Raw genomic sequence first — 24,591 nt, 5'->3', positions numbered from 1 at the left:
CTGCAAGCGAGTGGATCGTACGATGAAAGCAACTTCCGGCGGCGAAGCAATCGTCAATGGCCTCGTCGCCCACGGCGTCGATACCGTGTTCGGCCTGCCCGGCGCGCAGATCTACGGCCTGTTCGACGCTTTCCACCAGGCGCAGTTGAAGGTGATCGGCGCGCGGCACGAGCAGGCCTGCGGCTACATGGCCTTCGGCTACGCGCGCTCGTCGGGCAAGCCCGGCGTGTTCAGCGTGGTGCCCGGGCCCGGCGTGCTCAATGCCAGCGCGGCGCTGCTCACCGCCTTCGGCTGCAACGAGCCGGTGCTGTGCCTGACCGGCCAGGTGCCGACGGCGTTCCTCGGCAAGGGCCGCGGCCATCTGCACGAGATGCCGGACCAGTTGGCGACGCTGCGCACCTTCGTGAAATGGGCCGAGCGGATCGAATATCCGGACGCGGCCCCATCCGTGGTGTCGCGCGCGTTTCAGGAGATGATGTCGGGCCGCCGCGGTCCGGTGTCGGTGGAAATGCCATGGGACGTGTTCACCCAGCGCGCGCAGGTCGGCCGTTCGACGGTGCTCGATGCCCTGCCCGCGCCGCAGCCCGACCCTGACAGGATCAAGGCGGCGGCGGCGCTTATCAAGGGTGCGAAGCGGCCGATGATCTTCGTCGGCAGCGGCGCGATCCATGCCGCCGAGGAAATCCTCGAACTGGCCGAGATGATCGACGCGCCCGTGGTAGCCTTCCGCAGCGGCCGCGGCATCGTCTCCAACGCGCATGAGCTGGGTCTGACCATGGCGGCAGGCTACAAGCTGTGGCCGACCACCGATCTGATGATCGCGATCGGCACCCGCGCCGAGCTGCCGACGTCGGGCTTCCGCTGGCCCTATCAGCCTAAGGGGCTGAAATCCGTTCGTATCGATATCGATCCGGCCGAGATGCGGCGGCTGGTGTCCGACGCCGCGATCGTCGCCGACGCCAAGGCCGGTACGGCCGATCTCGTGGCGGCCGTGAAGAAGGCCGGTTACAGCAAGACCAGCGGCCGGCGCACCGAAATCCGCGACGCGACGGCGGCGGCGCTGGAGGAGATTCAAAAAGTTCAGCCGCAGATGGCCTACCTGAACATCCTGCGCGAGGTGCTGCCGGCGAACGCCATCGTCACCGACGAGCTGTCGCAGGTCGGCTTCGCCTCCTGGTACGGCTTTCCGATCTACGAGCCGCGCACCTTCATCACGTCAGGCTATCAGGGCACGCTCGGCTCCGGCTTCCCGACCGCGCTCGGCGCCAAGGTCGCCAACCCTGACAAGCCTGTGGTTGCGATCACCGGCGACGGCGGCTTCATGTTCGGCGTGCAGGAATTGTCGACCGCCGTGCAGTTCAAGATCGGCGTGGTGACGCTGGTGTTCAACAACAACGCCTACGGCAATGTGCGCCGCGACCAGCGCCAGCATTTTGACGGACGCGTCGTGGCCTCCGATCTGGTCAATCCGGATTTCGTCAAACTCGCCGAATCCTTCGGTGCGGGTGCGGCGCGCGTGACCGCGCCGGATCAGTTCAAGCCTGCGCTGGAAAAGGCGCTGGCCGATGGCGGGCCTTACGTGATCTCGGTGGAGGTGCCGACGGATTCGGAAGTGAGCCCGTGGGCGTTCATCCACCCGCCGAAGAACGCCTAGATCTGCTTTGCCACCACACCGCGCCGCATCCGCGAGGCTGCGATTACCAGCAGCCCCGCACCGGCCACCGACCAGCACGCCACCGGCGCCCAGTGCAACAGCGGCGCATATTCCGGCAGCTTCTGCAGGCCGCCGGCAACCGCGGCCATGCGCGCAAAGGTCGCGAGCGCCAGAGCCGAGAAGACGAGCCCCACCACCTTTCCTTCCGCGCCGGTCTCCCCGATCGCCAGCGCCGCTGAAACCGCGGCCATCAGCATGCAGCCCCACGCCGCGCCGGCCAGGAACTGCGCCGCAATCAGGATATTGAGATTGCCGGCCATTTCCGCAGCCAGCACCGCCAGCGCGCCGAGCAAGCCGGCCGCGCCCATCACGATCAGCCCGCCGCGGTGCTTGACCACGACGCTTGCCGGAAACATCGCGATGTTGAAGCCGATCCAGAACACCGGCATCAGCCATTGCAATTCGTCCGGCTTGGCAAAGCGCAGGAAGAACGGCGTGCTGTTGATGGAGAAATGCAACTGATAGCCGAGGGAGAGGATGACCATCGAGGCGATGAAAGACATCGGCACCGCGCCCAGCGATTTTGCCGGCGCGGCCGGCTGTTTCGCGGCCGGCGGCGCCTGCGCCAGATCGCGCTCGACCCTGGACAAGGCCAGCGTGGTGAGCAGCAGCACGGCGCCCGAGATCACGAAGGGCAGCCGCGGATCGTGGCTGCGCAGCACCACGCCGAGATAGGGCGAGACCGCGCCTGCCAGACCGTAGCCGAGCATGGTCAGCGCCGCGAGAAACGGGATGGCCGGCCGCGCGGCGTATTTGCCGAGCAGCGTCAGCGGTGGCGCGCGCAAGGCGGATGACGTCACCACCCAGATCAGGATCAGTCCGATAAACCAGACCTGCGCGGCGGGCCCGGTACCCGCCACGAACGGCAGCGCGACAAAGGCCGCGCACGAGATCGCGGTCAATGCGCCGACGAATACGCCAAGCTTGCCGACAAACGGCGCGATCCTGTCGGCGGCAATACCCATCGCGGTGTCGGTGATGGTGAAGATCGCCTGATCCAGCATCAGGATCAGGATCACGGCCGATGGCGCGATGCCGACTTCAGCGCACAGCTTTGGCAGGTAGATGACGTAGGTGGTCCAGCCCAGCGTGAAGACCAGTTGCAGCACGGCGAGATAGACGCCGGTGCGGTTGGCGGCGGCGGTGCTATCGGACGTCGCCTCTGATGATGTAGTCATGTTGCCCCCCTGGCGGAGGGAGCATAGACGATGAAAACGATGGATGGAACGTCTCTTCCCCTTCTCCCCTTGTGGGAGAAGGTGGATCGCTGACGCGAAGCGGCAGCGAGACGGATGCGGGGTCTGTCTCCGCGGAGAGAACCCCTCATCCGGCGCCATAACCGGTGCGAAGCACCGGCGTTCTAAGAGACGGCGGCCATAGGCCGCCTATGCCACCTTCTCCCACAAGGGGAGAAGGAAAATCAGCGCACTTTGCGAAAAGTCAGATTGATCCGCTGGCGGCCCATGACGGGATGCTCGCCGTCAGCGAGCGGCGCAACACCGTGAAAGAACAGGCGCGACGGGCCGCCCCAGACCACGACGTCGCCGTGCTCGAGCCGGTAGCGGTTTGGCCTGTCGGCGCGCTTCGGGCCGCCGAACAGGAAGATTGCGGGCAGCCCGAGCGAGACCGAGACGATGGGCGCACCAAGATCGAGTTCGTCCCTGTCCTGATGCAGTGACAGCTTCGCGCCTGATACATAGCGGTTGATCAGGCAGGCCTCCGGCCCGAAGCCGCCGAAACCGGCGTCTGCAGCAGCATCGGCCGCGAGTCTGCGCAGCACAGGCGGCATCGCCGGCCACTTCTGTCCGGACTCGGGGTCGATGGCGTCATAGCGGTAACCGGTGGGGTCCGACACCCAGCCGACACTGCCGCAATTGGTCATCGCGACCGACATGCGGTGCCCGCCCGGCGTGATCAGATGCCGGAACGGCGCCTGTTTGACGATCGCACGCAGTGCCGGAAGCAGCTCGGCCTCGAACGGTCGCGCAAAGCCGCGCAGCAATACTGCGCCCTCCGCCATCACCTCGCGCGATGGGCGCGTGTCGCCAACACTCTCGAACAAATCCGCAGTCAATTCAGTCCGCACTCATTTGGCATCGTGAAAGATCACACCGACGGTGTGGCGATGGCCGGATCTGATACGGCTGACGCCATGACGCAGGTTAACCCGATACGGCCCGCGCGTCCCCTGCACCGGGCGATGGTGCACAGCAAAGGCAACCGCATCGCCCTGTTTGAGCGGCACCACCTCGGGCCGCGACTGCATCCGCGGCCGCTGCTCCGTCAGCACGAACTCGCCGCCCTCGAAATCGCGCCCCGGTTCCGACAGCAGGATCGCAACCTGCAGCGGAAACACATGCTCGCCATAGAGGTCCTGATGCAGGCAGTTGTAGTCACCCTCGCCATATTGCAGCAGCAGCGGCGTCGGCCGTGTCTGTCCCGCGTCATGGCAGCGTTTCAGGAATGCGGCATGCTTGTCGGGATAGCGGATATCTATCCCCATCGTCTCGTTCCAGCGATTGGCAACGCTGCAAAGCTGCGCGTAGAGCAAAGGCCGCAACTCTGCGATCAGGTCCGGCAGCGGATAGGAAAAATACTTGTACTCACCGCGGCCGAAGCCATGGCGTCCCATCACGATGCGGCTGCGGAAATTTGTGTCGTCCGGATAGAGCGCAGCCAGCGCAGCGCATTCGTCCGGCGACAGCAATCCCTTGAGGACGGCGCAGCCTTCTGCGTCGAGATCGGCGGTGACCTGCGTCCAGTCGATGGCGTCAACGCGGGCGGCGATGTCGAGGGTTGGTTGATGGAGCTTTTTTGCGGTTGCTTTCATGGAGGGCAGTCTCGCAAATGGCGCCGGATCAAACCACCCGATTTCTGACGAGTTCCATCCCCGTCATTGCGAGCGAAGCGAAGCAATCCATGTCCTCGCTTGCTGAGAGATGGATTGCTTCGTCGCTATCGCTCCTCGCAATGACGGCGGTTGGAGCTGCGGCCTTATCCCAACACCGGCATCGTGATCACGTCATAGCCGTGGCTGATCTTCCGCTTCAACACGGGATCCTCCAGCTCGAACTCGAAGCGATCGGCCGGGCGGATGCCGCCCTTGGCCGCAAACGTGCCGCCGAACATGGCGCAGCCGTCGGGCAGGCCCTTGCCGGCAAAACCGCGGTCGATGAGATCCTTCACCGGCAGCATCGCATCCAACGTGCCCTCCTGGTACAGCACGCGCGCTCCGCCGATCGTGGCGTATGAACGCAGGATCATCCTGTCCCAGTGGCCGATGACCTCCTCCAGCTCCCACAGCACGGAGGCCATCGGCTTGTCGCACATCTGCTTGGAGACGGTGACGCTGTAGCTCTCCACCTTGCGGTCGGTATGGTCGGAGCCGCAGCCGACGAAGATGCGGCCCTGCCAGCCGATCAGCACGAACTCGACCTCGCCGCTGGAGTTTTCGCCTGACACCTCGATGCGGTCGGCTTGGGTAATGCGTCGCGCCGAACAGCGGTAGTAGATCGGCGTCGTCGCGGGCCGCGCGATGCCGATCGCCTCGAGTTCGGCGATATGCTTGTCGCGCGCCACCGGATCACGCCCGGTCCAGCCGGCGATGACGGCCTGATCGATCGCCAGCGTCAGCGGCGTCAGCATGCCCTTGTCGTCGACGTTGAAGGTCAGATCAAACACGGATGACATCCTCCATTCCGGCGGCGAGTTCGAAGATGCGACGGTCGGATCCGCCTGATGCCGCAAGCATCAGCCCGACTGGCGTTTCGCCTTCGCGATGCGCCGGCAGCGAGATCGCGCAGCCGTCGAGCATGTTGATCAGCGTGCAGTTGCGCAAGGACCGCAGATTTTCCGTAGCGAACAGCTTGTCGTCGGCGACGAGGTCGGCGATTCTGGGCGGCGCGTTCGCCGTGGTCGGCAGTACCAGCGCGTCATAGGGCGCGATGCGCTGCTCGGTGCGCGTGATGAACGAGCGGCGCGCGTTGAGGATGTCGATATAATCAGCCGCGCTGATGGCTTCGCCGCGCAGGATGCGGACGCGGACGCGGGGATCGTAGACGTCACCTTTGCTGGTGAGCAAATAGCGGTGCCAAGCGTAGCTTTCCGCGGCGGCAAAACCGCCCTTGCTGTTCATGACGCCGACATCGTGGAATTCCGGCACCTCGATCCGCTCGATCAACGCGCCCTGGCGCAAGAGCGTTTCCAGCGCGCGCTCGAAGGTCTTTGCGACCTCCTCGTCGAGATCGTCGAGCGCGATCGTGGTCGGCACCGCGAGCCGTATACCCTTGATCGGGCGCGGCTGCAGCGGCTGCACGGCTTCATCCGCGAGCACGGCGTCGAGCACCGCGCAGCAGCCAACCGAGCGCGCCAGCGGGCCAAAGCTGTCGAGTGAGGACGACAGCGGCACGCCGCCGTCGAGCGGCACGCGCGCCTGCGTCGGCTTGTACCCGACGATGCCGTTATAGGCCGCCGGAATCCGGCAGGAGCCGCCGGTATCGGTGCCGAGCGCGCCATAGGCCATGCCGTCCGCGATCGAGACCGCAGCCCCCGAAGATGAGCCGCCGGGCACGTGACCGACGCTGCGATTGAACACGCTCTTCGGCGTGCCGTAATGCGGATTGATGCCGATGCCGGAATAGGCGAATTCGGTCATGTTGGTGCGGCCGATCACGATGAAGCCGGCGCGCCGCAGCCGCGCCACGACAGGCGCATCGGCTTCAGCCGGCGCAGAATCTTCCAGCGCGCGGGAGCCAGCGCGGGTCACCTGCCCCTTGATGTCGTAGAGATCCTTGATCGAGACGGGAATACCCGCATAGGGGGACGGTGCGGCGTGCGCTTTGCGCAAATGATCCATCGCATCCGCCGCCGATATTGCGGCGTGCTTGTCGACATGAATAAAGGCGCGCGGGCCTTCGCCGGCAGGATCGGCAATTCTGGCCAGACACTCCTCGACCAGTTTGCGTGCGGTGGTGCGTCCGGCGGCGAGATCGGCGGCAAGGGAGGCGAGTGTCGGATTAGCGGGCATGATCGTCGGTCTCTTTATTGTTTGCCATTACTTGCCGTCCGGCGCGAGCACGATATCGAGATCGAGCAGCGCCGAACTCAGCGATTTGCCGTGTGCATCGAGGGCCAGCGAGCGGGTAACGCCCCCTCCCAGCGCGTGGTCCATCACGAAATTCAGCGCAGACAGGTTGGGCAGTTCATAACGAACCACCTCGCCTTGAACAACACCGGCGAAATGAGCCTTGACCCGCACAGCGGTAACTTGTTCGAGCAACAGCGGATAGTGCTTCGCATCATAGGCGATGACGGAGATGTTGGAGATGTTGCCCTTGTCGCCGGTGCGGGAATGAGCGATCTCGCGCAGCTTCACCTTAAGCCCCCACAAACCGAATTTGCGGCTTTGCCAGCTCGCGCGGCAGCAACACGGACGCGACCGCTACCACGTCGCGCGCCGATTTCCAGGCGCCGCCACCCGCGGCCGGGCCGTTGGTATAGAGTGTCTCGACCTCGTTGCCGATTCTGATCGCCTCACGCAGGTTCTCGGTGCGCCCGGCGACCCGCACGCGCACCTCATAAGGTTCGCCGGCGCGCGCGGACACTTCCGGTCCGTGCAAGGAATCGACGCCGACCAGTTCGAACCGCAATTCGCTCGCGGCGACATTGGTCAGCTTCAGCCGCTCGCGGACAATTTCCAGCGCCAGCCGTCCCCGCGCCAGTGCGCCGGGACCGGCATAAGAGATCTGTCCCTCGCCGATGTAGCTGTCGACATAACCGACCGAGACCTTCAGCGTATCGGTTCGCTTTTTGCCACGCCCGCCGCTGACACGGACGCGATCGGGTCCGATTTCCTCGATCCTTACCTGCGAGAAATCCGCGACCACATCCGGCTGGAAATATTTCGTGGGGTCGTGGACCTCGTACAGCAACTGCTCCTTGCAGGTTTGCGCCGTCACCGCGCCGCCCGACCTCGCAACCTTGGTGACGACAAGGCTGCCATCCTCGCCGACCTCTCCAATCGGAAATCCAAGCCGCGCCAGATCAGCCACATCCTTGTAGCCGGGATCGGCAAAGTAGCCGCCGGTGATCTGCCCGGCGCACTCCAGCAAGTGTCCGGCAACTGTCCCCTGCCCAAGCAGATTCCAGTCGTCCATTGCCCAGCCGAAGGCATGGATCATCGGCGCCAGGAACAGCGCCGGATCGGATGCTCTGCCGGTGATGACGACATCGGCGCCCGCAGCCAGCGCCTGCGCCATCGGCTCGGCGCCGAGATAGGCATTCGCCGACAACAGCCGGTTGCCGAGTTGCTTGATCGTGCCATCGAATTCCATGATCGGCAAATCGCCCGCCTTGCAGGCGTCGAGTACGTCGTCACCGACGATAGCTGCCACTTTCAGAGACGGCAGTCCGAGCGATTTTGCGATCTCGGCGGTCTTCCGCGCGGCGGCTTCCGGATTGGCCGCGCCCATGTTGGTCACGATCTTGATGCCCTTGGCGGCGCAGACCGGCAGAACCGCGCGCATGCGCTCCTCGAGCAATGGATCGAAGCCGCCGTCGGGATTTTTCATGCGCGCCTGCTGCGCGAGCGCCACCGTACGTTCGCCGAGGCATTCGAACACGAGATACTGGATATCGCCCTTTTCGGCGAGTTCGATCGCAGGCTCGATGCGATCGCCCGAATAGCCGGCACCGGACCCTATTCGTATCGTCCGCACATCGTCTCCTTGTCGCTGCAAGCACCACGCGGCTCGCAACGGACAAATACCCTAGCGCGGAAAATTACTGGCATACAAGCGTTGTGGCCTGCCGGAATGCGGCCATGCGGCAGGGCCACTGCTCGGACCGTTGACGGGGAACAGTCTATGTCGCATCAAGATTGAAACATGCGGGCAAGCGTCCGCGTCCCAAGGAGAATTGCCGAATGGCGGAGCCCGCGCGCGCTAAACCAAAACCCACGCCCGAGACGCAGCATTTCTGGGATGGAACGCAGGCCGGCGAATTGCGCCTGCAGCGCTGCGACGCCTGCGCCAATGTCTATTTTCCGCCGCGCCCGTTCTGCCCCTCCTGCGCCTCGCGCAAGGTTTCCGTGTTCAAGGCCAGCGGCAAGGGCAAGCTCTACAGCTACGTCATCAACCACCGCCCCGCCGCGCCCGGCTTCACCGCGCCTTACGCGATCGCGGTCGTCGAACTCGACGAGGGACCGCGCATGATGAGCAACATCATCGACTGCCCGCAGACGCCGGAGGCGCTGGAGCTCGACATGAAGCTCGAAGTCGCGTTCGAAAAACTCGACGACAAGATCACCCTTCCTTTGTTCCGTCCGGCGAAGGGTTAAGCATATGCGCAGAAACCAGGTCGCCGTCGTCGGCGCAGCCGAGACTACCGAACTCGGCGTCATCCCGAACATGTCGCAGATCCAGCTCCATGCGGATGCGGCGCTGAACGCCATCGCCGATGCCGGGCTGAAGCTGTCCGACATCGACGGCATCGCCACCGCGGTGGAAACCCCGCAGCAGATCGCCCACTATCTCGGCATCACGCCGACCTGGGTCGACGGCACCTCGGTCGGTGGCTGCTCGTTCATGCTGCATGTCCGCCACGCCGCGGCCGCGATCGAGGCCGGGCTGTGCAAGACCGTGCTGATCACGCACGCCGAGAGCGGCAAGTCGATGATCGGCAAGTTGCCGCGCTCGACACCGGCCGACAGCCTCAACGGCCAGTTCGAGGCGCCGTTCGGCGTCTACGGCCCGCCCAGCATGTTCCCGATTCCCGTGCTGCGCTACATGAAGACCTACGGCATTACCCATGAGCAGATCGCGATGGTCGCGGTGGCCCAGCGCGAATGGGCCGCGAAGAACCCGCGCGCGATGATGAAGGACCCGATCACGGTCGCCGACGTCTTGAACTCGCGGATGATCGCCTACCCGTTCCGCCTGCTGCAATGCTGCCTCGTCACTGACGGCGGCGGCGCGCTGATCCTCACTTCCGCCGACCGCGCCAAGGACTTTCCGAAGAAGCCGGTCTATATTCTCGGCACTGGCGAGAGCGTGGAAACGCCGATGGTCAGCCAGATGGAGACGTTCAACTCCTCGCGCGCCTTCAAGGTGGCAGGGCCGACCGCCTTCAAGGAGGCCGGCATCACCCACAAGGACGTCGATCATTTGATGATCTACGATGCCTTTGCCCATCTGCCGCTCTTTGGCCTCGGCGATCTCGGCTTCATGCCGCATGAAGAGACCGGAAAATTCATCGCCGACGGCAACACCCGCCCCGGCGGCAAGCTGCCGCTCAACACCAATGGCGGCGGCTTGAGCTACATGCATTCCGGCATGTACGGCATGTACGCGCTGCAGGAGAGCGTGCGGCAAATGCGCGGCATCGCACCGGCGCAGGTCAAGGACGCCAAGATTTCGGTCTGCCACGGCGTCGGCGGCATGTTCGCGGCGAGTGGCACGATCATCTTTACGAACGAGAAGTAATCACGTCGGTCATTCCGGGGCGATGCGCAGCATCGAACTATGATGTGCGATTGCACATCAGAGAATCTCGAGATTCTAAGATGCGCAATTGCGCATCATAGTTCCCGCTTCGCGGGCCCCGGAATGACCGACAACAACAGGAGAAATCCCTCAATGGCAAAATCACTGCAAGACAAGGTCATCATCGTCACCGGCGCAGGCCGCGGCATCGGGCGCGAGATCGCGCTGCTCTGCGCGGCCGAAGGCGCCAAGGTCGTCGTCAACGATCCCGGCGGCGCGGCCGACGGCGCCGGTTCGAGCGCGGCGCCCGCCGAGGAAGTGGTCGAGGAGATCAAGAAGCGCGGCGGCACCGCAGTCGCCAATTTCGAGTCGGTGGCCGAAGCGATCCCCGCCAGCAAGATCGTCAAGACCGCGACCGATCATTTCGGCCGGCTCGACGGCGTGGTCAACAATGCCGGCATTTTGCGCGACATGATCTTCCATAAAATGAGCGTGGAAGCGTTCGAGGCCGTCATCAAGGTGCACCTGATGGGCTCGTTCTATGTGAGCCACGCCGCGGCGCGGATCTATCGCGAACAGGAGTCTGGCGCCTTCGTGCACTTCACCTCGACCTCGGGCCTGATCGGCAATTTCGGCCAGGCCAACTACGCCGCCGCCAAGCTCGGCATCGTCGGCCTGTCGAAGTCGATCGCGCTCGACATGGGCCGCTTCAATGTGCGCTCGAACTGCGTCTCGCCGTTCGCCTGGACCCGCATGATCGGCACCATCCCGACCGGGACGGATGCCGAAAAGGCGCGCGTCGAGAAGATCAAGCAGATGGGACCGGAGAAGATCGCCCCGGTCTGCGCCCACCTGCTCTCCGATGCCGCCAAGGACGTCACCGGGCAGATCTTCGGCGTGCGTATGAACGAGATTTTCCTGTTCAGCCAGAATCGTCCGGTGCGCTCGGTTCACCGCGGCGAAGGCTGGACGCCGCAGACCATTGCCGAGCACGGCATGCCGGCGCTGAAGGGATCGTTCACCGCACTCGATCGCTCCGCGGATATCTTTACGTGGGACCCGATCTGAACGCCTAGACGAAAAAGCGCAGGGTGGGCAAAGACGCGTAGCGTCGTGCCCACCATTCCGTCACCGACCGTTCTGCATGGTGGGCACGCTTCGCTTTGCCCACCCTACGCATCCCGGCGCGCCGCCATCTTCGGTTATTCCATCACAGCCCGCCTGCTTTATGCCGGAATGCGGGCTGATGTTTTTCCTCCCAACAAAAAATACACGGGAGGAAATCATGACAACCTCACTGACCTTTTCCGATCCCCACCAACAGGGCGGCGGTTTTGACCGTCGCAAGATACTGACCGGCGCGGCAGCACTCGCCGCCTCGGCCGTGACGATGAAGACGGCTTCTGCCGCCTCTGTGGCGCCGCTCGGCCAGACCGGCGCACCGACCACGGCATCGCCGCCCCTGCCGCTCGGCCCGCTTCCCGGCGCCCGCTATCCGGATGCCCGCCTGGAGTCGATGAAGAAGCCGAAGGTTTCGTTCGGGCCGACGGGCTTTCCGGCTTTCGCCGGCACCATGGCGGTCGAGCGCGTGGCGACCGGGTTCCGCTGGGCCGAAGGTCCGGTCTACTTCCCGGCCGGGCGCTACGTGCTGTTTAGCGACATTCCCAATAACCGCATCATGCGCTTCTCTGAGGATGACGGGCATCTCAGCGTCTATCGCCAGCCCTCGATGAACTCGAACGGCAATACGATCGATCGCGAGGGACGGCTGATCACCTGCGAGCATTCGGGCCGCCGCGTCACCCGAACCGAACTCGACGGCTCCATCACGATCATCGCCGACAAGTACAATGGCAAGAAACTGAACTCGCCGAACGACGCGGTCGTCGCGGCTGACGGTTCGATCTGGTTCTGCGACCCGGCCTACGGTATCGGCGGCTTTTACGAGGGCATCAAGGCCGATCCCGAGCAGGACAAGAAAAACGTCTACCGGGTGGATCCGAAATCCGGCGACATCAAGATGGTGGTCGATGACTTCGTGCAGCCGAACGGCCTTTGCTTCTCGCCGGACGAGAAGAAGCTCTATATCTGCGACACCGGCTTCACCGACGGACCTGACAACCCGTCGCATATCCGCGTGTTCGACGTGGATCTCGCGGCCGGAAAGCTTTCGAACAGCAAGGTGTTTGCTGATATGCCCAAGCCCAGCATTACCGACGGGCTGCGCTGCGACACCGCCGGGCGCCTGTGGTGCTCCGTGGGTTGGGGCGATCCGAATGAGGACGGCGTACGCTGCTACACGCCTGACGGCGATCTCCTCGGCAAGATCCACATCCCGGAAACCGTCGCCAATCTGTGCTTCGGCGGCCAGCAGCGCAACAGGCTCTACATCTGCGGCTCGTCGTCGCTGTATGCCGTCTACACCAGTGCGCAGGGTGCGATGAAGCCGTGAGTGACTCCGCCGTCATTGCGAGGAGCGAAGCGACGAAGCAATCCATCCATCCGCGTATTCGGAAAGATGGATTGCTTCGCTGCGCTCGCAATGACGGGGTGAGGCCATCGCCGCCCCTCACCCGCTGTTCCTCAGCCCCGCCGATATCCCGTTGATCGTGAGCTGAATCTCGCGCAGCACCTGCTCATCCGGGTTCTGCGCGCGATGTTCCTTCAGCAGCTCGACCTGCACATGGTTGAGCGGGTCAAGATAGGGAAAGCGGTTGCGGATCGAGCGATCCAGCAGCGGGTTGCCCTGCAGCAGCCGTTCGTGCCCCATGATGTCGAGCAGCGTCTCGATCGAGGAATGCCATTCGCGCCGGATGCGGCCAAAAATGCTCTCGCGCAGAGCCACGTCTGGCACCAGCTCGGCATAGCGGGAGGCGATTGCGATCGAGCTCTTGGCGAGCACCATGTCCATGTTCGACAGCAGCGTGCGGAAGAACGGCCATTCGCGATAGAGCTCCTGCAGGAACGGCATGCCCTGCTCCGGATGCTCCGCGATCCAGGTCTCCACCGCCGAGCCGAAGCCGTACCAGCCCGGCAGCATCAGCCGGCACTGCGCCCAACTGAACACCCAGGGAATGGCGCGCAGGTCTTCGATCTCGCGGGTCTTCTTGCGCGACGCCGGGCGGCTGCCGATGTTCAGCGTCGAGATTTCGGTGATGACGGTCGAGCCCCAGAAGTAGTCGGCAAAGCCTTCGGTCTCGTAGACCAGCCCGCGATAGGCCTTGAAGGCCAATGCGGACAGTTCCTCCATCGCGGTCAGATACTCCTTGCGCGGCGCGCTTTGCCGGGGATGCAACAGGCTTGCTTCCAGCGTCGCCGCGGCAAGGACTTCCAGATTGCTGCGGCCGACCTCGGGGTTGGAATATTTGCTGGAGATGATCTCGCCCTGCTCGGTGATGCGGATCTGGCCGTTCACGGCGCCACCGGGTTGCGCGATGATCGCGTCATAGCTCGGTCCGCCGCCGCGGCCGACCGATCCGCCGCGGCCGTGAAACAGCCGCAGCCGCACGCTGTGGCGCTCGAACACGTCGACCAGCCCGATCTCGGCCTTGTAGAGCTCCCAGCCCGAAGTGACGAAGCCGCCATCCTTGTTGCTGTCGGAATAGCCAAGCATCACCTCCTGGATGCCGCCGCGGCTGTCGACCAGCCGGCGATAATCGTGGAGGGACAGCATCCGGTCCATGATGCCGGAAGAGGCCTGCAGGTCCTCGATGGTCTCGAACAGGGGCACGATGTTGATGGCGCTGCGGCCGGACGGATTGATAAGGCCCACCTCCTTCAACAGCACCGCGACCTCCAGCATGTCGGACATGCCCTTGCACATTGAGATGATGCATTGGTGGATCACATCGGGGCCGAAATGGGCATGGGCCTCTGCGGCAGCGCGGAACACCGCGAGTTCGCTGAGCGTTTCGTCGCTGTACCTGACGAAGGCCGAGCTGAGCGGCCTTGCGCTGCGCAGTTCGCTCAACAGCAGGCTGACGCGGGCTTCCTCGTTCAAGTCCAGATAGGACATGCCTGATATTGCCGCATCGAACAGTTCCGCCACCGTGCGCTCATGCACCGCGGAGTTCTGCCTGATGTCGAGCCGTGCGAGGTGGAAGCCGAAACAATCCACGGCCCGGCGCAGCAGGCGCAAACGGCCGCGCGCGATCACGCCCGAATTATTCGCAATCAGCGAGCGATCGAGGACATCGAGATCGGCCTTGAATTCCCGCACGCTCTCATACGGCGCGCCCTCGCCGACCGGCCGTCTCGTCGTTTCGATCTCGAGCTTCAGCGCCGTCGCGGTCAGCCGCGCATAGATGCCCGATACCGCCAGGCGGTACGGTTCGCCGCTTCGGTGCGGCGAGGAGTCGGGCGAGCGCCCGGCCAGGGCGCGCAATTCTTCGGAGACATCGGCAAGATGCGCCGCCAGCGACAGTTCCGAGCCGAGGACGTGCAACTCCTCCAGATAGAAGCTCATCACCCGGCTCGACTGAAGTCGCAGCGTGCCGCGCATGACGTCCGCGGTGACGAACGGGTTGCCGTCGCGGTCGCCGCCGATCCAGCTTCCCATGGTCAGGAACGACGCTAGATCGCCCGGCGTGCCGCCCTCTTCCCGGTTGAGCCGATCCTCCAGCGCGCAATGCAGCCGCGGCACCTCGTGCAGGAAGGTGTAGTCGTAGAAGGAGAGACCGTTTGAGACTTCGTCCAGCACGGTCAGCTTGGTCCGGCGCAACAGGTTGGTCTGCCACAGCGTCAGCACGGCGCGGCGCAACTGCTCGTCGCAGGCCTCGGCCTCCTCCGGCGTCATCTGGACGCGCTCGCGCCGGTCGAGCAATCCGGCGATTTCCATCTCGCGGTCGATCGTGCTCTTGCGGCGGACTTCGGTCGGATGTGCGGTCAGCACCGGGCTGACCTGGGCCTCCCCGAAGAAGCGGCGCAGTTCAGCCGCGCTGATCCCGGCCGTCTTGGCATGTGCCAACGTCTGGGTCAGCAGGCTCGGCCGTGGGCCGCCGGGGCCGCGGCCGCGCATCTGGCGGATGTTGTTCTGGTCCTCGGCGATGTTGGCGAGGTGCGAGAAATAGCTGAAGGCGCGGACGATCCGCACGGTATCGGCGGTCGACATGCTGTCGAGGATGGTCTCCAGTTCCCGCCGCGCCAGCCTGTCTTCGTCGCGGTGGAACCGGATCGAGGTCTGCCGGATGCGCTCGACCAGGTCGAACACCTCGGCGCCCTCCTGATCGCGAACGGTATCGCCGAGAATCCGGCCGAGCAGCCGGATATCGGTCCGCAGCCGCGCATCTTCCTCCATCGCCAGCGTTTCATCGCTGCGATTGAGCCGGATCTCGATCTCGGAAGGCATGATCTGGGAAGACATCGGCTCGCCACCTCAGGAACAGCCCGGCTGTCCCGAGTGTGCAATTTTTTTGCCGCAGTGCAAGATAAAGATGGAGGCGGGTCTTCGTCGTCCTTCTCTTGCGTCGTCCCTGCGAAAGCAGGGACCCATAGCCACCGGCCATGGGGCTCGCATAAGGTCTGGGCCGGCGTGGCCGTCAGAGAAGCCGCGGAGTATAGGTCCCTGCGTTCGCAGGGACGACAAGATACCTAAATCCTCCGCCCTGCCCGCTCCCAATAGGGATCGCGCAGGCGGCGCTTGAAAATCTTGCCGGAATCCTCCCGCGGCAGGTTGGACTGGATCTCAATGTGCTTCGGCACCTTGTAGTCGGCGAGCGAAACCTTGAGCTGGCCGCGGATGGATGCGAGGTCGAGCGTCACGCCCGGCTGCGGCTCCACCACCGCCATCAGCGCCTCGCCGAATTCCGCATCGGGAATGCCGAACACCGCGCAGTCATGCACACCGGGAATCGCATGCAGTGCCGCCTCAATCTCGGCCGGATAGATGTTGACGCCGCCTGAGATCACCATGTCGCGCTTGCGGTCGCAGATAAAGACATAACCATCGGCGTCGATATAGCCGACGTCGCCCGAGGTGATGAAGCCTTGGCGATCGATCTCGGCGCGCTTCTCCGGCTTGTTGTGATAGGTGAAATCTGGATTGCCCGCGATGCGCGAATAGATTTCGCCGATCTCGCCCTGCGGCAATTCCCTGCCGTCGTCGCCGATGAAGCGCAGCTCCGCGCCGGGCGAAATCTTGCCGACAGTGCCGGGCTTCTTCAGCGCGTCCTCGGACGTGGCAAAGGTAACCGCACCCGACTCGGTCGAGCCGTAGAATTCGTAGATGACCGGGCCCCACCACTCGATCATCGCGCGCTTGACGTCCGCCGGACAGGGTGCGGCTGCATGGATGATGTGGCGCAGCGAGGACATGTCGTATTTCTTGCGCACCTCCTCCGGCAGCTTCATCAGCCGGATGAACATGGTTGGCACCATGAAGATGGTGTCGATCTTCTCGGTTTCGATCACCCGCAAAAACTCTTCCGCGTCGAAACGCGGCATGATCACCAGCGCACCGCCGAGCCGGCCGGCGCGCAGGCCGAACGAGTTCGGCGCGGAATGATACAGCGGGCCCGGCAGCAGCGCGCGGGCGCCCGGCTTAAGGCCGTAGATCATCGCGCGCATGCGCTCGGCATTGGCGGTCTGCTCCGGCGTCGGCGCGAAACGACGAACTCCCTTGGGATGACCCGTGGTGCCCGAGGTGTAGATCATGTTCTGCGGCTGCGGCACCGCCGGCCCGTCATAGCGCGGGTGCTGCTTCAGCCAGGATTCGAAATCGATGGCGAAGTCGGGCGTCGCGAGGTGATCCGGATCGATCTTGTAGTTCGCGACGATCTCCGGCGGGGTCGGCACGCTGAGCGCAGTGACGCCGCTCGGGATGGCCTCGCGCAACTGATGCAGCATGTCGGCATGCGCGATCAGCACCGCGGTGCCGGAATCCTTCAGCACGTAATTGATCTCTTCCGGTTTGAAATGCCAGTTGACCGGCACTCCATAGGCGCCAAGCCGCATCGCGGCATAGGCCGCCTCGATGAAGGCGATGTCGTTGCGCATCAGCATGGCGACGCTGTCGCCCTGCTTGACGCCGAGCTGCTGCAATCCGCTGGCGATGCGCTCACTGCGCTCGGCGATCTCGTCGTGGCTGCGGCGGCGCGGGCCGCTGATGATGCCGAGGAAGGGGGAGGTAGACATTTGTCGCTTTCCGATCTGCTGCCGGGTTTGTGTCGACGTCATTCCGGGGCGATGCGCAGCATCGAACCCGGAATCTCGAGATTCCGGGTCTGGTGCTAACGCACCATCCCGGAATGACGGATGAGATTATCCCGCCTCCGCGAACCGCGGCGCACGTTTTTCCATATTGGCGCGCACCGCCTCGGTCTGGTTCGGGCTGCCGATCAGCTTCTGCTGCTCGACGGATTCGGCGAGCAGCGCCGGAGCCGGATCGACCGAGAGCTTGTTGAGCATGCGCTTGGCGGCGCGGATTGCATCAGGGCTCTTGCCGGCGATTTCGCGTGCCACTTCGAAGGCCGCCGCGCGGGGATCGTCGCAGATCCGTGTCGCGAGCCCATAGCTCATGGCTTCCTGCGCGGAGAAGATGCGCCCGGTGTAGGTCAGCTCCCGCAAGATATCGTCGCGGACGAGGCTGGCGAGAATGGGCGTGCCCGCCATGTCGGGCACCAAGCCCCATTTGATTTCCATAATCGACATCCGCGCATCAGGCGTGAGGAAGCGCATGTCGGCGCCGAGCGCGAGCTGGAATCCACCGCCGAACGCGACGCCCTGGATCGCGGCGATGACAGGCACCGGAAGCTGACGCCAGCCCCAGACCGCCTGCTGCGGGAAGTTCGCGAGACCATGCGTGCGTGCAGTCAGGTCGCGTTTCTCGCCGCCGGCGATCCCGTTACCGCCGTTTTCCTTCATGGCCTGGAAGCGCCCCATGTCGAGACCGGCGCAAAACGCCCGTCCTTCCCCCGACAATACGACCACCCGGACGCCTTTTTCATGCGCCAGCCGCTCGGTCGCCGCCACCAGCGCCTCGAACATCGCGGCATCGAGCGCGTTCATCTTGTCGGCCCGCACCAGCCGGACATCGGCGATACCGTCCGAAATCGAGATCGAGACGCGTTGCTCCATGAAAATCTCCTCGCTGAGGCCGCTGTTGCGGCTTTACAGAACGGAATTGTCCGGTTTTAGTCAATCGACCAATTAACAGACAATCCCGTGGGTGGAAACGATGTTCAACGATCAGCTTCTCGCCGGGCGCCGCATTCTCGTGACCGGAGGCGGCACCGGCCTCGGCAAGTCCATGGCCGCGCGGTTTCTGCAACTGGGAGCCGAAGTCCATATCTGCGGCCGCCGCAAAATTGTGTGCGACGAAACCGCGACCGAATTGATGGACCTGCATGGCGGGCGTGTGGTCAGCCATGGCGTCGACATCCGCAATGCGCTTGCCGTCGACGAGATGATCGAACAGATCTGGACCTCGGGGCCTCTCACCGATCTCATCAACAACGCCGCCGGCAATTTCATCTCGCGCTCGGAAGAACTCTCGCCGCGCGGCTTCGATGCGGTCGCCAATATCGTGATGCATGGCACCTTCTATGTGACGCATGCGGTCGGGCGGCGCTGGATCGCCGGAGGCCACCGCGGCAACGTGGTGTCGATCACGGTGACCTGGGTGCGCAACGGCTCGCCCTATGTGGTGCCGTCGGCGATGAGCAAGTCCGCGATCCACGCCATGACGATGTCGCTTGCGGTGGAATGGGGCAAACACGGCATCCGCCTCAACACCATTGCTCCAGGCGAAATCCCGACCGAGGGCATGAGCAAGCGCATCAAGCCCGGCGACGAGGCCGGCGCACGCACCAGGGCGCAGAACCCGATGGGCCGGGTCGGCACCATGGAGGAACTGCAGAATCTTGCCGTGTTCCTGATCTCCGGCGGCTGCGACTGGATCAATGGCGAGACCATCGCCATGGATGGCGCGCAGGCGCTCGCCATGGGCGGCAATTTCTACCAGTTGCGCGACTGGAGCGACGACGACTGGAACAAGGCGCGCGACTCGATCAAGGCACAGAACGAGAAGGACCGCGCGGCGCGGGGATAATCCGGTGCCGTCATTGCGAGGAGCGTAGCGACGAAGCATTCCATGCTTCCTGCTCGGCGCTATGGATTGCTTCGCTTCGCTCGCAATGACGGATGATTGCGTGTAACGCTCCGAACCCATATCATCTCCCGGGTAAACAATAATAATGTCTACGGGAGCGACATGTCCGCTTCGCAGGAGTTGACCAACCTTGTCGACATGGTGCGGGAACGCGCACGAACATATGGCGACGCCATCGCCTATGAATTCGAGGGACGGCAGACCAGCTTTGCCGAATTCGCAAGACCAACCGCGTCTCCAACGCGCTGATTGCGATGGGCGTCAAGCCGGGCGAGCGGATCGCCTATCTCGGCAAGAACAGCGACTTCTATTTCGAGCTCTTGATGGGCGCAATGAAGGCCAGGGTGGTGATGGCGCCGGTCAACTGGCGTCTCGCCGGCCCCGAGGTCGCCTTCATCGTCGGCGACTGCCGGGCGCCGGTGCTGTTCGTGGGGCCTGAGTTCATCACCCAGGTTCGCAACATCAAGTCGCAACTGCCTGATGTCCGCACCGTCATCACGACCGAGGGCGGCGCGCCGGAATGGCAGGATTTTGTCGCCTGGCGCGATGCCGCCAGCGGCGACGATCCGAAGGTGCCGATCAGTCCGAAGGACATTGCGATCCAGCTCTATACCTCGGGCACCACAGGCAAGCCCAAGGGCGCGATGCTGTCGCATGCCAACTTCCTCAACCTCGCGACCGCCGGCAATGCGGCCGAGAAGCCGGAGTGGAACAAGTGGTCGACGGATGACGTCTCGCTGGTGGCAATGCCGGTGTTCCATATCGGCGGCTCCGGCTGGGGCGTGATGGGTCTCTATCACGGCGTGAGGGGCGTGATCGCGCGCGAATTCGATCCGACCAAGGTGCTGGATTTCCTCGAGCAGTCCGGCATTACCAAGCTGTTCATGGTGCCGGCCGCGATGCAGTTCGTGGTACGCCAGCCGCGGGCGAAGCAGGTCGATTTCTCCCGCCTGAAATACATGCTCTACGGCGCCTCCCCGATTCCGGCGGCGCTGCTGAAGGAGTGCATCGAGGTGTTCAAGTGCGGCTTCGTGCAGCTCTACGGCATGACCGAGACAACAGGCACCATCGTCGCACTCCCGCCCGAAGACCATGTCGAGGGGCTGGAGCGCATGCGCTCTGCGGGCAAGGCACTCCCCGGCATCGAGCTTGCGATCCTCGATCCCGACGGCAACCGCCTGCCGCCGCGCCAGGTCGGCGAGATCGCCACCCGCTCCGGCTCCAACATGGCGGGCTACTGGAACCTGCCGGAGGCGACCGCCAGGACGCTCGGCAGCGACGGCTGGTTGCGCACCGGCGACGCCGGCTACATAGACGAGGACGGCTACCTCTATATCCACGATCGCATCAAGGACATGATCATCTCCGGCGGAGAGAACATCTACCCCGCCGAGGTCGAGAGCGCGATCTGCGATCATCCTGATGTCGCCGAAGCCGCCGTGATCGGCATCCCCGACGACAAATGGGGTGAGGCGGTGAAGGCGGTCGTGGTGATGAAGCCGGGCAAGCAGGCGAGCGCCACCGACATCATCAACTTCACGCGCGAACGCATCGCCGGCTTCAAGACGCCGAAGTCGGTCGACTTCCTGGAAGCGCTGCCGCGCAATCCGTCGGGGAAAATCTTGCGGCGGAATCTGCGGGAGCCGTATTGGGCTGGCAAGGACCGGCAGGTGAATTGATCCCACTTCGTAGGGTGGGCAAAGCGCAGCGTGCCCGCCATTCCAGCCACCTTCACGCATCAAGATGGTGGGCACGGCGCTAACGCGCCTTTGCCCACCCTCATATGAGGCGTTTTGAGTCAAGCATCCCGACAGGGCTTGGATGTGATTTTTACGTTCGGTGGAGCGGCGGCGCGCGGAGCCATGCGTAGCGCAGCGTGCCGCCGCGGTCGGTGCGCTCAGGGACTGGCTTCCGGCGATTTATGCAGTTGCTCACTGCATCACCTCATATCCGGTCGGACCGTTGTCCGTACCCACATTCCGCATGCATGCGGCGAGGAAGCCACGAGGATGAGACCCATCTACGAAACAGCCTGTTTGCTGGCCCAAGGGTGGCACGGTCATCATCCATCCCGCGCTGACCGCGGCAGATGCCGCGACGCTGACGCATTCGTTGAAGTGGTTAGATCTTTACAGCCTTGAGCGCCGCGCCCTCGGGCACGAGGCCGGTCGTGAGATAGCGCCAGAGCGCCACCATCAGCTTGCGCGCCAGGGCGACGATGGCGACGCGCTTGATGCGCTTGCCGGCATCGAGCGTGCGCTTGCGGTACTCCAGGGTCAGCTTGCTGTCCGGCTGATGCCGCAGCCACAGCCAGGCCAGTTCGATCGCGGCACAGCGGGCGCGCGGATTGCCCGCCTTGCTGATGCCCTGGTCGCGGTCGATGCCGCCGCTCCGCCACGGACTGGGCGTCAGCCCGAAATAGCTCCCGACCTCGCGGCGATTGCGGAAGTCCTTGTAGAACACCTCGCTGGTCAGCGTCGTCGCGAACGCCGGGCCGAGACATTTGAGCCGGCGCAGCAGTTCGCTGCGCCGGGTCATCTCGGCTTCCGCAGGCATTGGCTCCGCTGCGGCCGCCTCCTGCGCGAGCGCATCGAGCCGATCGCGCACCAGCATCAGCCGCGCGTGCTCGTGTCGGATCTCGCTCAGCATCCGCGGCGGGACCGCCTGGCCTTGCCAATCCCGCTGCGTTGCCAGCCAGCTCAGCCAGTCGCGCCGCCGCGGGTTCCCGACCGCCATGCCCCGCAGCCGCAGCAGTGCCTTGATCCGGTTGGTGTGAGCGGTTTGCTCCTTGATCAGCCGGTCGCGTTCGCGGCTGCCGCGGCGGGCGTCCTCCTGTTCGGCTGCAGGCACCCGGACGATCCGCACCACCCGCGGCTCGCCGCGCAGATACGCCATCAGCGTGCGCAGCATCCGCTCGCCATCGATCCGGTCGGTCTTCACCCGCCGCGCCCGCTGGTCCACCGCAATGCTGGCGGGATCAAACACGTAGTTCGTGATGCCGGCCGCCAGCAGCAGCCGGTGCAGCCAGAACCCGTCGTAGCCCGCCTCGTAGCAGCTCGCCACCGCCGGAACGCCTCCCAGCGTTCGAGCCGCCCGCTCCCGAACCCGACCCACCAACGCCAACAGCTCGGCATGATCGCCACCCTCCAGCTTGTGGTGCGATATCTTGTCCTTGTCCGGGCTGTGCAGCGCGACCCGCCAGCTCCGCTGGCTCAGTTCGATTGCAACGAAAATTGTGCCAATATGGCCGGCGGTGGGCGTGGCTACGGTGGATGCTTGCATCTGACTCTCCGAGGGGTTCGAGTGTGGAAACCCAAACCTTATCGGAAAGGCCACGCTCACCGCCTCATGGAATCTATGATTCCTCGCAATGCCCACGTAGCAGCGCCTACTTCTTCATCCGCTCCCGCAACACCCGCCGGCGCTCCTTGGCTTCGTCCGACCAGACCTCGGTGACATCGTAGAACTCCGCCACCGCCTTCGCCCCCTGCGGCAGCGCCACCCAGGGCTGTTTGGTTGAGGTGAAGATGTGGATGTCCGGCGGGCATTGGCCGGGATCGTCCATGGTGCCGACGCGCACGAACCGCACGGCGGGACCAAATCCCGGATAGTTGCTCCAGACGGCAACCTTGCAGACCGGGCAGCGCGCGATGCGCTGGCCCTTGCCGCTGGCCGACGGCGTCACGACGATCTCGGGCTCAGCCGCGATATGCTCGACCCTCTCGGCCTCGTACATCGCATTGAGCGCGTGCACCGTGCCCGTCTCGCGCTGGCACCAGGTGCAGTGGCAGGCGTGCACGATCATCGGCCTGCCATTCAGGCGATAGCGGACGTTCCGGCACGTGCATCCACCTTCCATGACTTACGTCCCTCTAAAGCTTCCCCGCTCCCATGTAGCCGAACAGGAATCCCGCCACCTTGCGCTTCTGGATTTCCTCGCTGCCTTCGGTGATGCGGTAGCGGCGGTGGTGGCGGTAGATGTGCTCGAACGGCTTGTGGCGCGAATAGCCCATGCCGCCATGCACCTGCATGGCGCGGTCGGCGGCTTCGCAGCACAGCCGGTTTGCCCAGTAGTTGCACATCGACACCCGGTCGGACAGCGTGTTCTCGACCTGCGCCTGGGTGAGCTGGTCCATCTCCCACGCGGTCTTGCGGATCAACAACCGCAGCATTTCGGCCTGCGTCGCCAGTTCGACCAGCGGCCACTGGATTGCCTGATTCTCGGCGAGCGCCCTGCCGAACGGCTTTCGCTCACGCGCGTATTTGACGCTTTCGTTGATGCAATAGACGGCGGCCCCCAGCGAGCTCGCTGCCTGGCGGATGCGGTTCTCGTGCACAAAACATTGCGCCAGCGACAGGCCCCGGCCGATTTCGCCGAATAGCGCATCCTCAGGCACGAACACGTCGGTAAAGCTGACACGCGGATGATCCGTCGGCATGTTGAAGGTCCACATATATTCCTCGACCTTCACGCCTTCGCTCTTCGCCGGCACGAGGAAGCAGGTGATGCCGCGCGCATCGCCGTCATTGCCCGAGGTACGGGCAAACAGCGCGCAATGGGTCGCGACATGCATCCCGGTCGTCCACATCTTCTGGCCATTGATGATCCAGCCCTTGACGTTATCGCGGGTCGCCTGCTTCGCTTTGGTTTCCATATGCGTGGCGTCGGAACCGTGATCGGGTTCGGTGAGGCCGAAGGTGATGCGGTATTTGCCCGTGATCGAACCTTCGATCATCGCCTTCTGTTCATCGGTGCCGTAGCGATCGAGCATGGTGACAAGCGGCAGATTGCCGACGATCGAATGCTCGTTCTGCAGGTCGTTGTGCAGGCCGAGGCCCTTGGCAGCAAAATGCTCGCGGATCACGGCCATCCAGAGATTGGAACCGTCCTTGCCGCCGTAGCGCTTCGGGATCGCAAACCGCAGGTGGCCTGCGGCATCTGCAAGATTCTTCGCCTTGCGCAGCAGCGCCTCCCATTCGTGCCGCGGCAGGCCGCCCTTCTCGAAATCGGTGCGCGCCCATTCGCGGCGATGGTCGAAGAAGCGGATGTTGTCGTCGGCCTCCTCCAGCGGCTTGATCTCGCGCGCGATGAAGCGGTCGAGTTCGTCGAGATAGGCCGTGAGGTCGGCAGGCAGGTTGAAATCCAAGGTCTCTCTCCCGGAAATGTCGTTTATTGCTTTTGCGTTTAGGCGCTACGCGAGCGCTCCTGCTGGGATCGATTTAGCTGAGAAGACCGCCTCCAAGTCAAGCAACGGAATTGACCTTGGCATGCGCGGGGGCCTTGCGTAATT

The 24,591-nt window shown here is 64.1% G+C and carries 19 protein-coding genes and 1 pseudogene; 7 read left to right on the top strand and 13 right to left on the bottom strand.

Going from position 1 to position 24,591, the window contains the following annotated elements; all coding sequences use genetic code 11:
• Positions 1–22: 22 nt before the first annotated feature.
• Positions 23–1,654 carry a thiamine pyrophosphate-dependent enzyme gene (locus tag LMTR21_RS10975; RefSeq protein WP_065753732.1) on the top strand — a complete coding sequence of 544 codons (1,632 nt, stop codon included), beginning with the start codon at positions 23–25 and terminating at the stop codon, positions 1,652–1,654.
• Here the strand turns inward: LMTR21_RS10975 and LMTR21_RS10970 are convergent.
• From LMTR21_RS10970 to LMTR21_RS10940, 7 genes are all read right to left on the bottom strand, one after another.
• A complete protein-coding gene (locus tag LMTR21_RS10970) occupies positions 1,651–2,892 on the bottom strand; it encodes an MFS transporter (protein ID WP_065753733.1) in 1,242 nt (413 codons plus the stop codon). The genes LMTR21_RS10975 and LMTR21_RS10970 overlap by 4 nt on opposite strands.
• Positions 2,893–3,134: 242 nt before the next feature.
• Positions 3,135–3,788, bottom strand: coding sequence for a DNA oxidative demethylase AlkB (gene alkB / locus LMTR21_RS10965; RefSeq protein WP_065753734.1), 654 nt, complete (start codon positions 3,786–3,788; stop codon positions 3,135–3,137).
• 12 nt (positions 3,789–3,800) lie between these two features.
• Entirely contained in the window at positions 3,801–4,544 is a 744-nt protein-coding gene (locus tag LMTR21_RS10960; protein ID WP_065753735.1) for a 2OG-Fe(II) oxygenase, read from the bottom strand.
• Positions 4,545–4,708: 164 nt separating this feature from the next.
• The gene (locus tag LMTR21_RS10955; RefSeq protein WP_065753749.1) at positions 4,709–5,395 is read right to left on the bottom strand and encodes a DUF2848 domain-containing protein; all 687 of its coding nucleotides are present in this window, start codon (positions 5,393–5,395) and stop codon (positions 4,709–4,711) included.
• Positions 5,388–6,740, bottom strand: coding sequence for an amidase (locus LMTR21_RS10950; protein WP_065753736.1), 1,353 nt, complete (start codon positions 6,738–6,740; stop codon positions 5,388–5,390). The genes LMTR21_RS10955 and LMTR21_RS10950 overlap by 8 nt, the downstream gene beginning before the upstream one ends.
• A gap of 27 nt (positions 6,741–6,767) precedes the next feature.
• The gene (locus tag LMTR21_RS10945) at positions 6,768–7,088 is read right to left on the bottom strand and encodes an AtuA-related protein (protein WP_065753737.1); all 321 of its coding nucleotides are present in this window, start codon (positions 7,086–7,088) and stop codon (positions 6,768–6,770) included.
• Position 7,089: 1 nt separating this feature from the next.
• Entirely contained in the window at positions 7,090–8,430 is a 1,341-nt protein-coding gene (locus LMTR21_RS10940; RefSeq protein WP_065753738.1) for an acyclic terpene utilization AtuA family protein, read from the bottom strand.
• 206 nt (positions 8,431–8,636) lie between these two features.
• Here LMTR21_RS10940 and LMTR21_RS10935 point away from each other — a divergent pair, with 206 nt between their 5' ends.
• The 4 genes from LMTR21_RS10935 (at position 8,637) to LMTR21_RS10920 (ending at position 12,646) form a co-directional block, all read left to right on the top strand.
• Positions 8,637–9,050, top strand: a complete 414-nt coding sequence (locus tag LMTR21_RS10935) for a Zn-ribbon domain-containing OB-fold protein (RefSeq protein WP_065753739.1) — start codon at positions 8,637–8,639, stop codon at positions 9,048–9,050.
• Between the two features lie 4 nt (positions 9,051–9,054).
• Entirely contained in the window at positions 9,055–10,194 is a 1,140-nt protein-coding gene (locus tag LMTR21_RS10930) for a thiolase C-terminal domain-containing protein (RefSeq protein WP_057839587.1), read from the top strand.
• A 153-nt stretch (positions 10,195–10,347) separates the two neighbouring features.
• Positions 10,348–11,262, top strand: coding sequence for an SDR family oxidoreductase (locus LMTR21_RS10925; protein ID WP_065753740.1), 915 nt, complete (start codon positions 10,348–10,350; stop codon positions 11,260–11,262).
• A gap of 448 nt (positions 11,263–11,710) precedes the next feature.
• Complete coding sequence (locus LMTR21_RS10920) at positions 11,711–12,646, top strand: SMP-30/gluconolactonase/LRE family protein (protein ID WP_084030669.1); 936 nt, start codon at positions 11,711–11,713, stop codon at positions 12,644–12,646.
• Between the two features lie 117 nt (positions 12,647–12,763).
• Here the strand turns inward: LMTR21_RS10920 and ppc are convergent, their stop codons facing one another.
• The 3 genes from ppc to LMTR21_RS10905 all read right to left on the bottom strand — a co-directional run bounded on the left by ppc (position 12,764) and on the right by LMTR21_RS10905 (position 18,267).
• A complete protein-coding gene (gene ppc / locus LMTR21_RS10915) occupies positions 12,764–15,556 on the bottom strand; it encodes a phosphoenolpyruvate carboxylase (RefSeq protein ID WP_065753742.1) in 2,793 nt (930 codons plus the stop codon).
• A 227-nt stretch (positions 15,557–15,783) separates the two neighbouring features.
• A complete protein-coding gene (locus tag LMTR21_RS10910) occupies positions 15,784–17,325 on the bottom strand; it encodes an acyl-CoA synthetase (protein WP_065753750.1) in 1,542 nt (513 codons plus the stop codon).
• 126 nt (positions 17,326–17,451) lie between these two features.
• Positions 17,452–18,267 carry a crotonase/enoyl-CoA hydratase family protein gene (locus tag LMTR21_RS10905; protein WP_065753743.1) on the bottom strand — a complete coding sequence of 272 codons (816 nt, stop codon included), beginning with the start codon at positions 18,265–18,267 and terminating at the stop codon, positions 17,452–17,454.
• A 100-nt stretch (positions 18,268–18,367) separates the two neighbouring features.
• On the opposite strand from LMTR21_RS10905, the gene LMTR21_RS10900 reads away from it, so the two are divergent.
• Together LMTR21_RS10900 and LMTR21_RS10895 are read left to right on the top strand one after the other, a co-directional pair.
• On the top strand, positions 18,368–19,240 hold the full coding sequence (locus LMTR21_RS10900) for an SDR family oxidoreductase (protein WP_065753744.1): 873 nt from the start codon (positions 18,368–18,370) through the stop codon (positions 19,238–19,240).
• 162 nt (positions 19,241–19,402) lie between these two features.
• Positions 19,403–20,979 (top strand): annotated as a pseudogene (locus LMTR21_RS10895) (fatty acid--CoA ligase).
• A gap of 442 nt (positions 20,980–21,421) precedes the next feature.
• Here LMTR21_RS10895 and LMTR21_RS10890 read toward each other — a convergent pair.
• From LMTR21_RS10890 to LMTR21_RS10880, 3 genes are all read right to left on the bottom strand, one after another.
• Positions 21,422–22,582: an IS110 family RNA-guided transposase gene (locus LMTR21_RS10890; RefSeq protein WP_148635953.1), complete on the bottom strand. Its 1,161-nt coding sequence runs from the start codon at positions 22,580–22,582 to the stop codon at positions 21,422–21,424.
• A 106-nt stretch (positions 22,583–22,688) separates the two neighbouring features.
• Positions 22,689–23,105, bottom strand: coding sequence for a GFA family protein (locus LMTR21_RS10885; RefSeq protein WP_246175432.1), 417 nt, complete (start codon positions 23,103–23,105; stop codon positions 22,689–22,691).
• A gap of 67 nt (positions 23,106–23,172) precedes the next feature.
• On the bottom strand, positions 23,173–24,447 hold the full coding sequence (locus LMTR21_RS10880; RefSeq protein ID WP_065756507.1) for an acyl-CoA dehydrogenase family protein: 1,275 nt from the start codon (positions 24,445–24,447) through the stop codon (positions 23,173–23,175).
• Positions 24,448–24,591: the final 144 nt, after the last annotated feature.

This window comes from Bradyrhizobium paxllaeri (genome assembly GCF_001693515.2).
GTDB lineage: Bacteria > Pseudomonadota > Alphaproteobacteria > Rhizobiales > Xanthobacteraceae > Bradyrhizobium > Bradyrhizobium paxllaeri.
The sequence above is the reverse complement of the archived record's forward strand: the minus strand, read 5'-3'. Positions and strand labels throughout refer to the sequence as shown.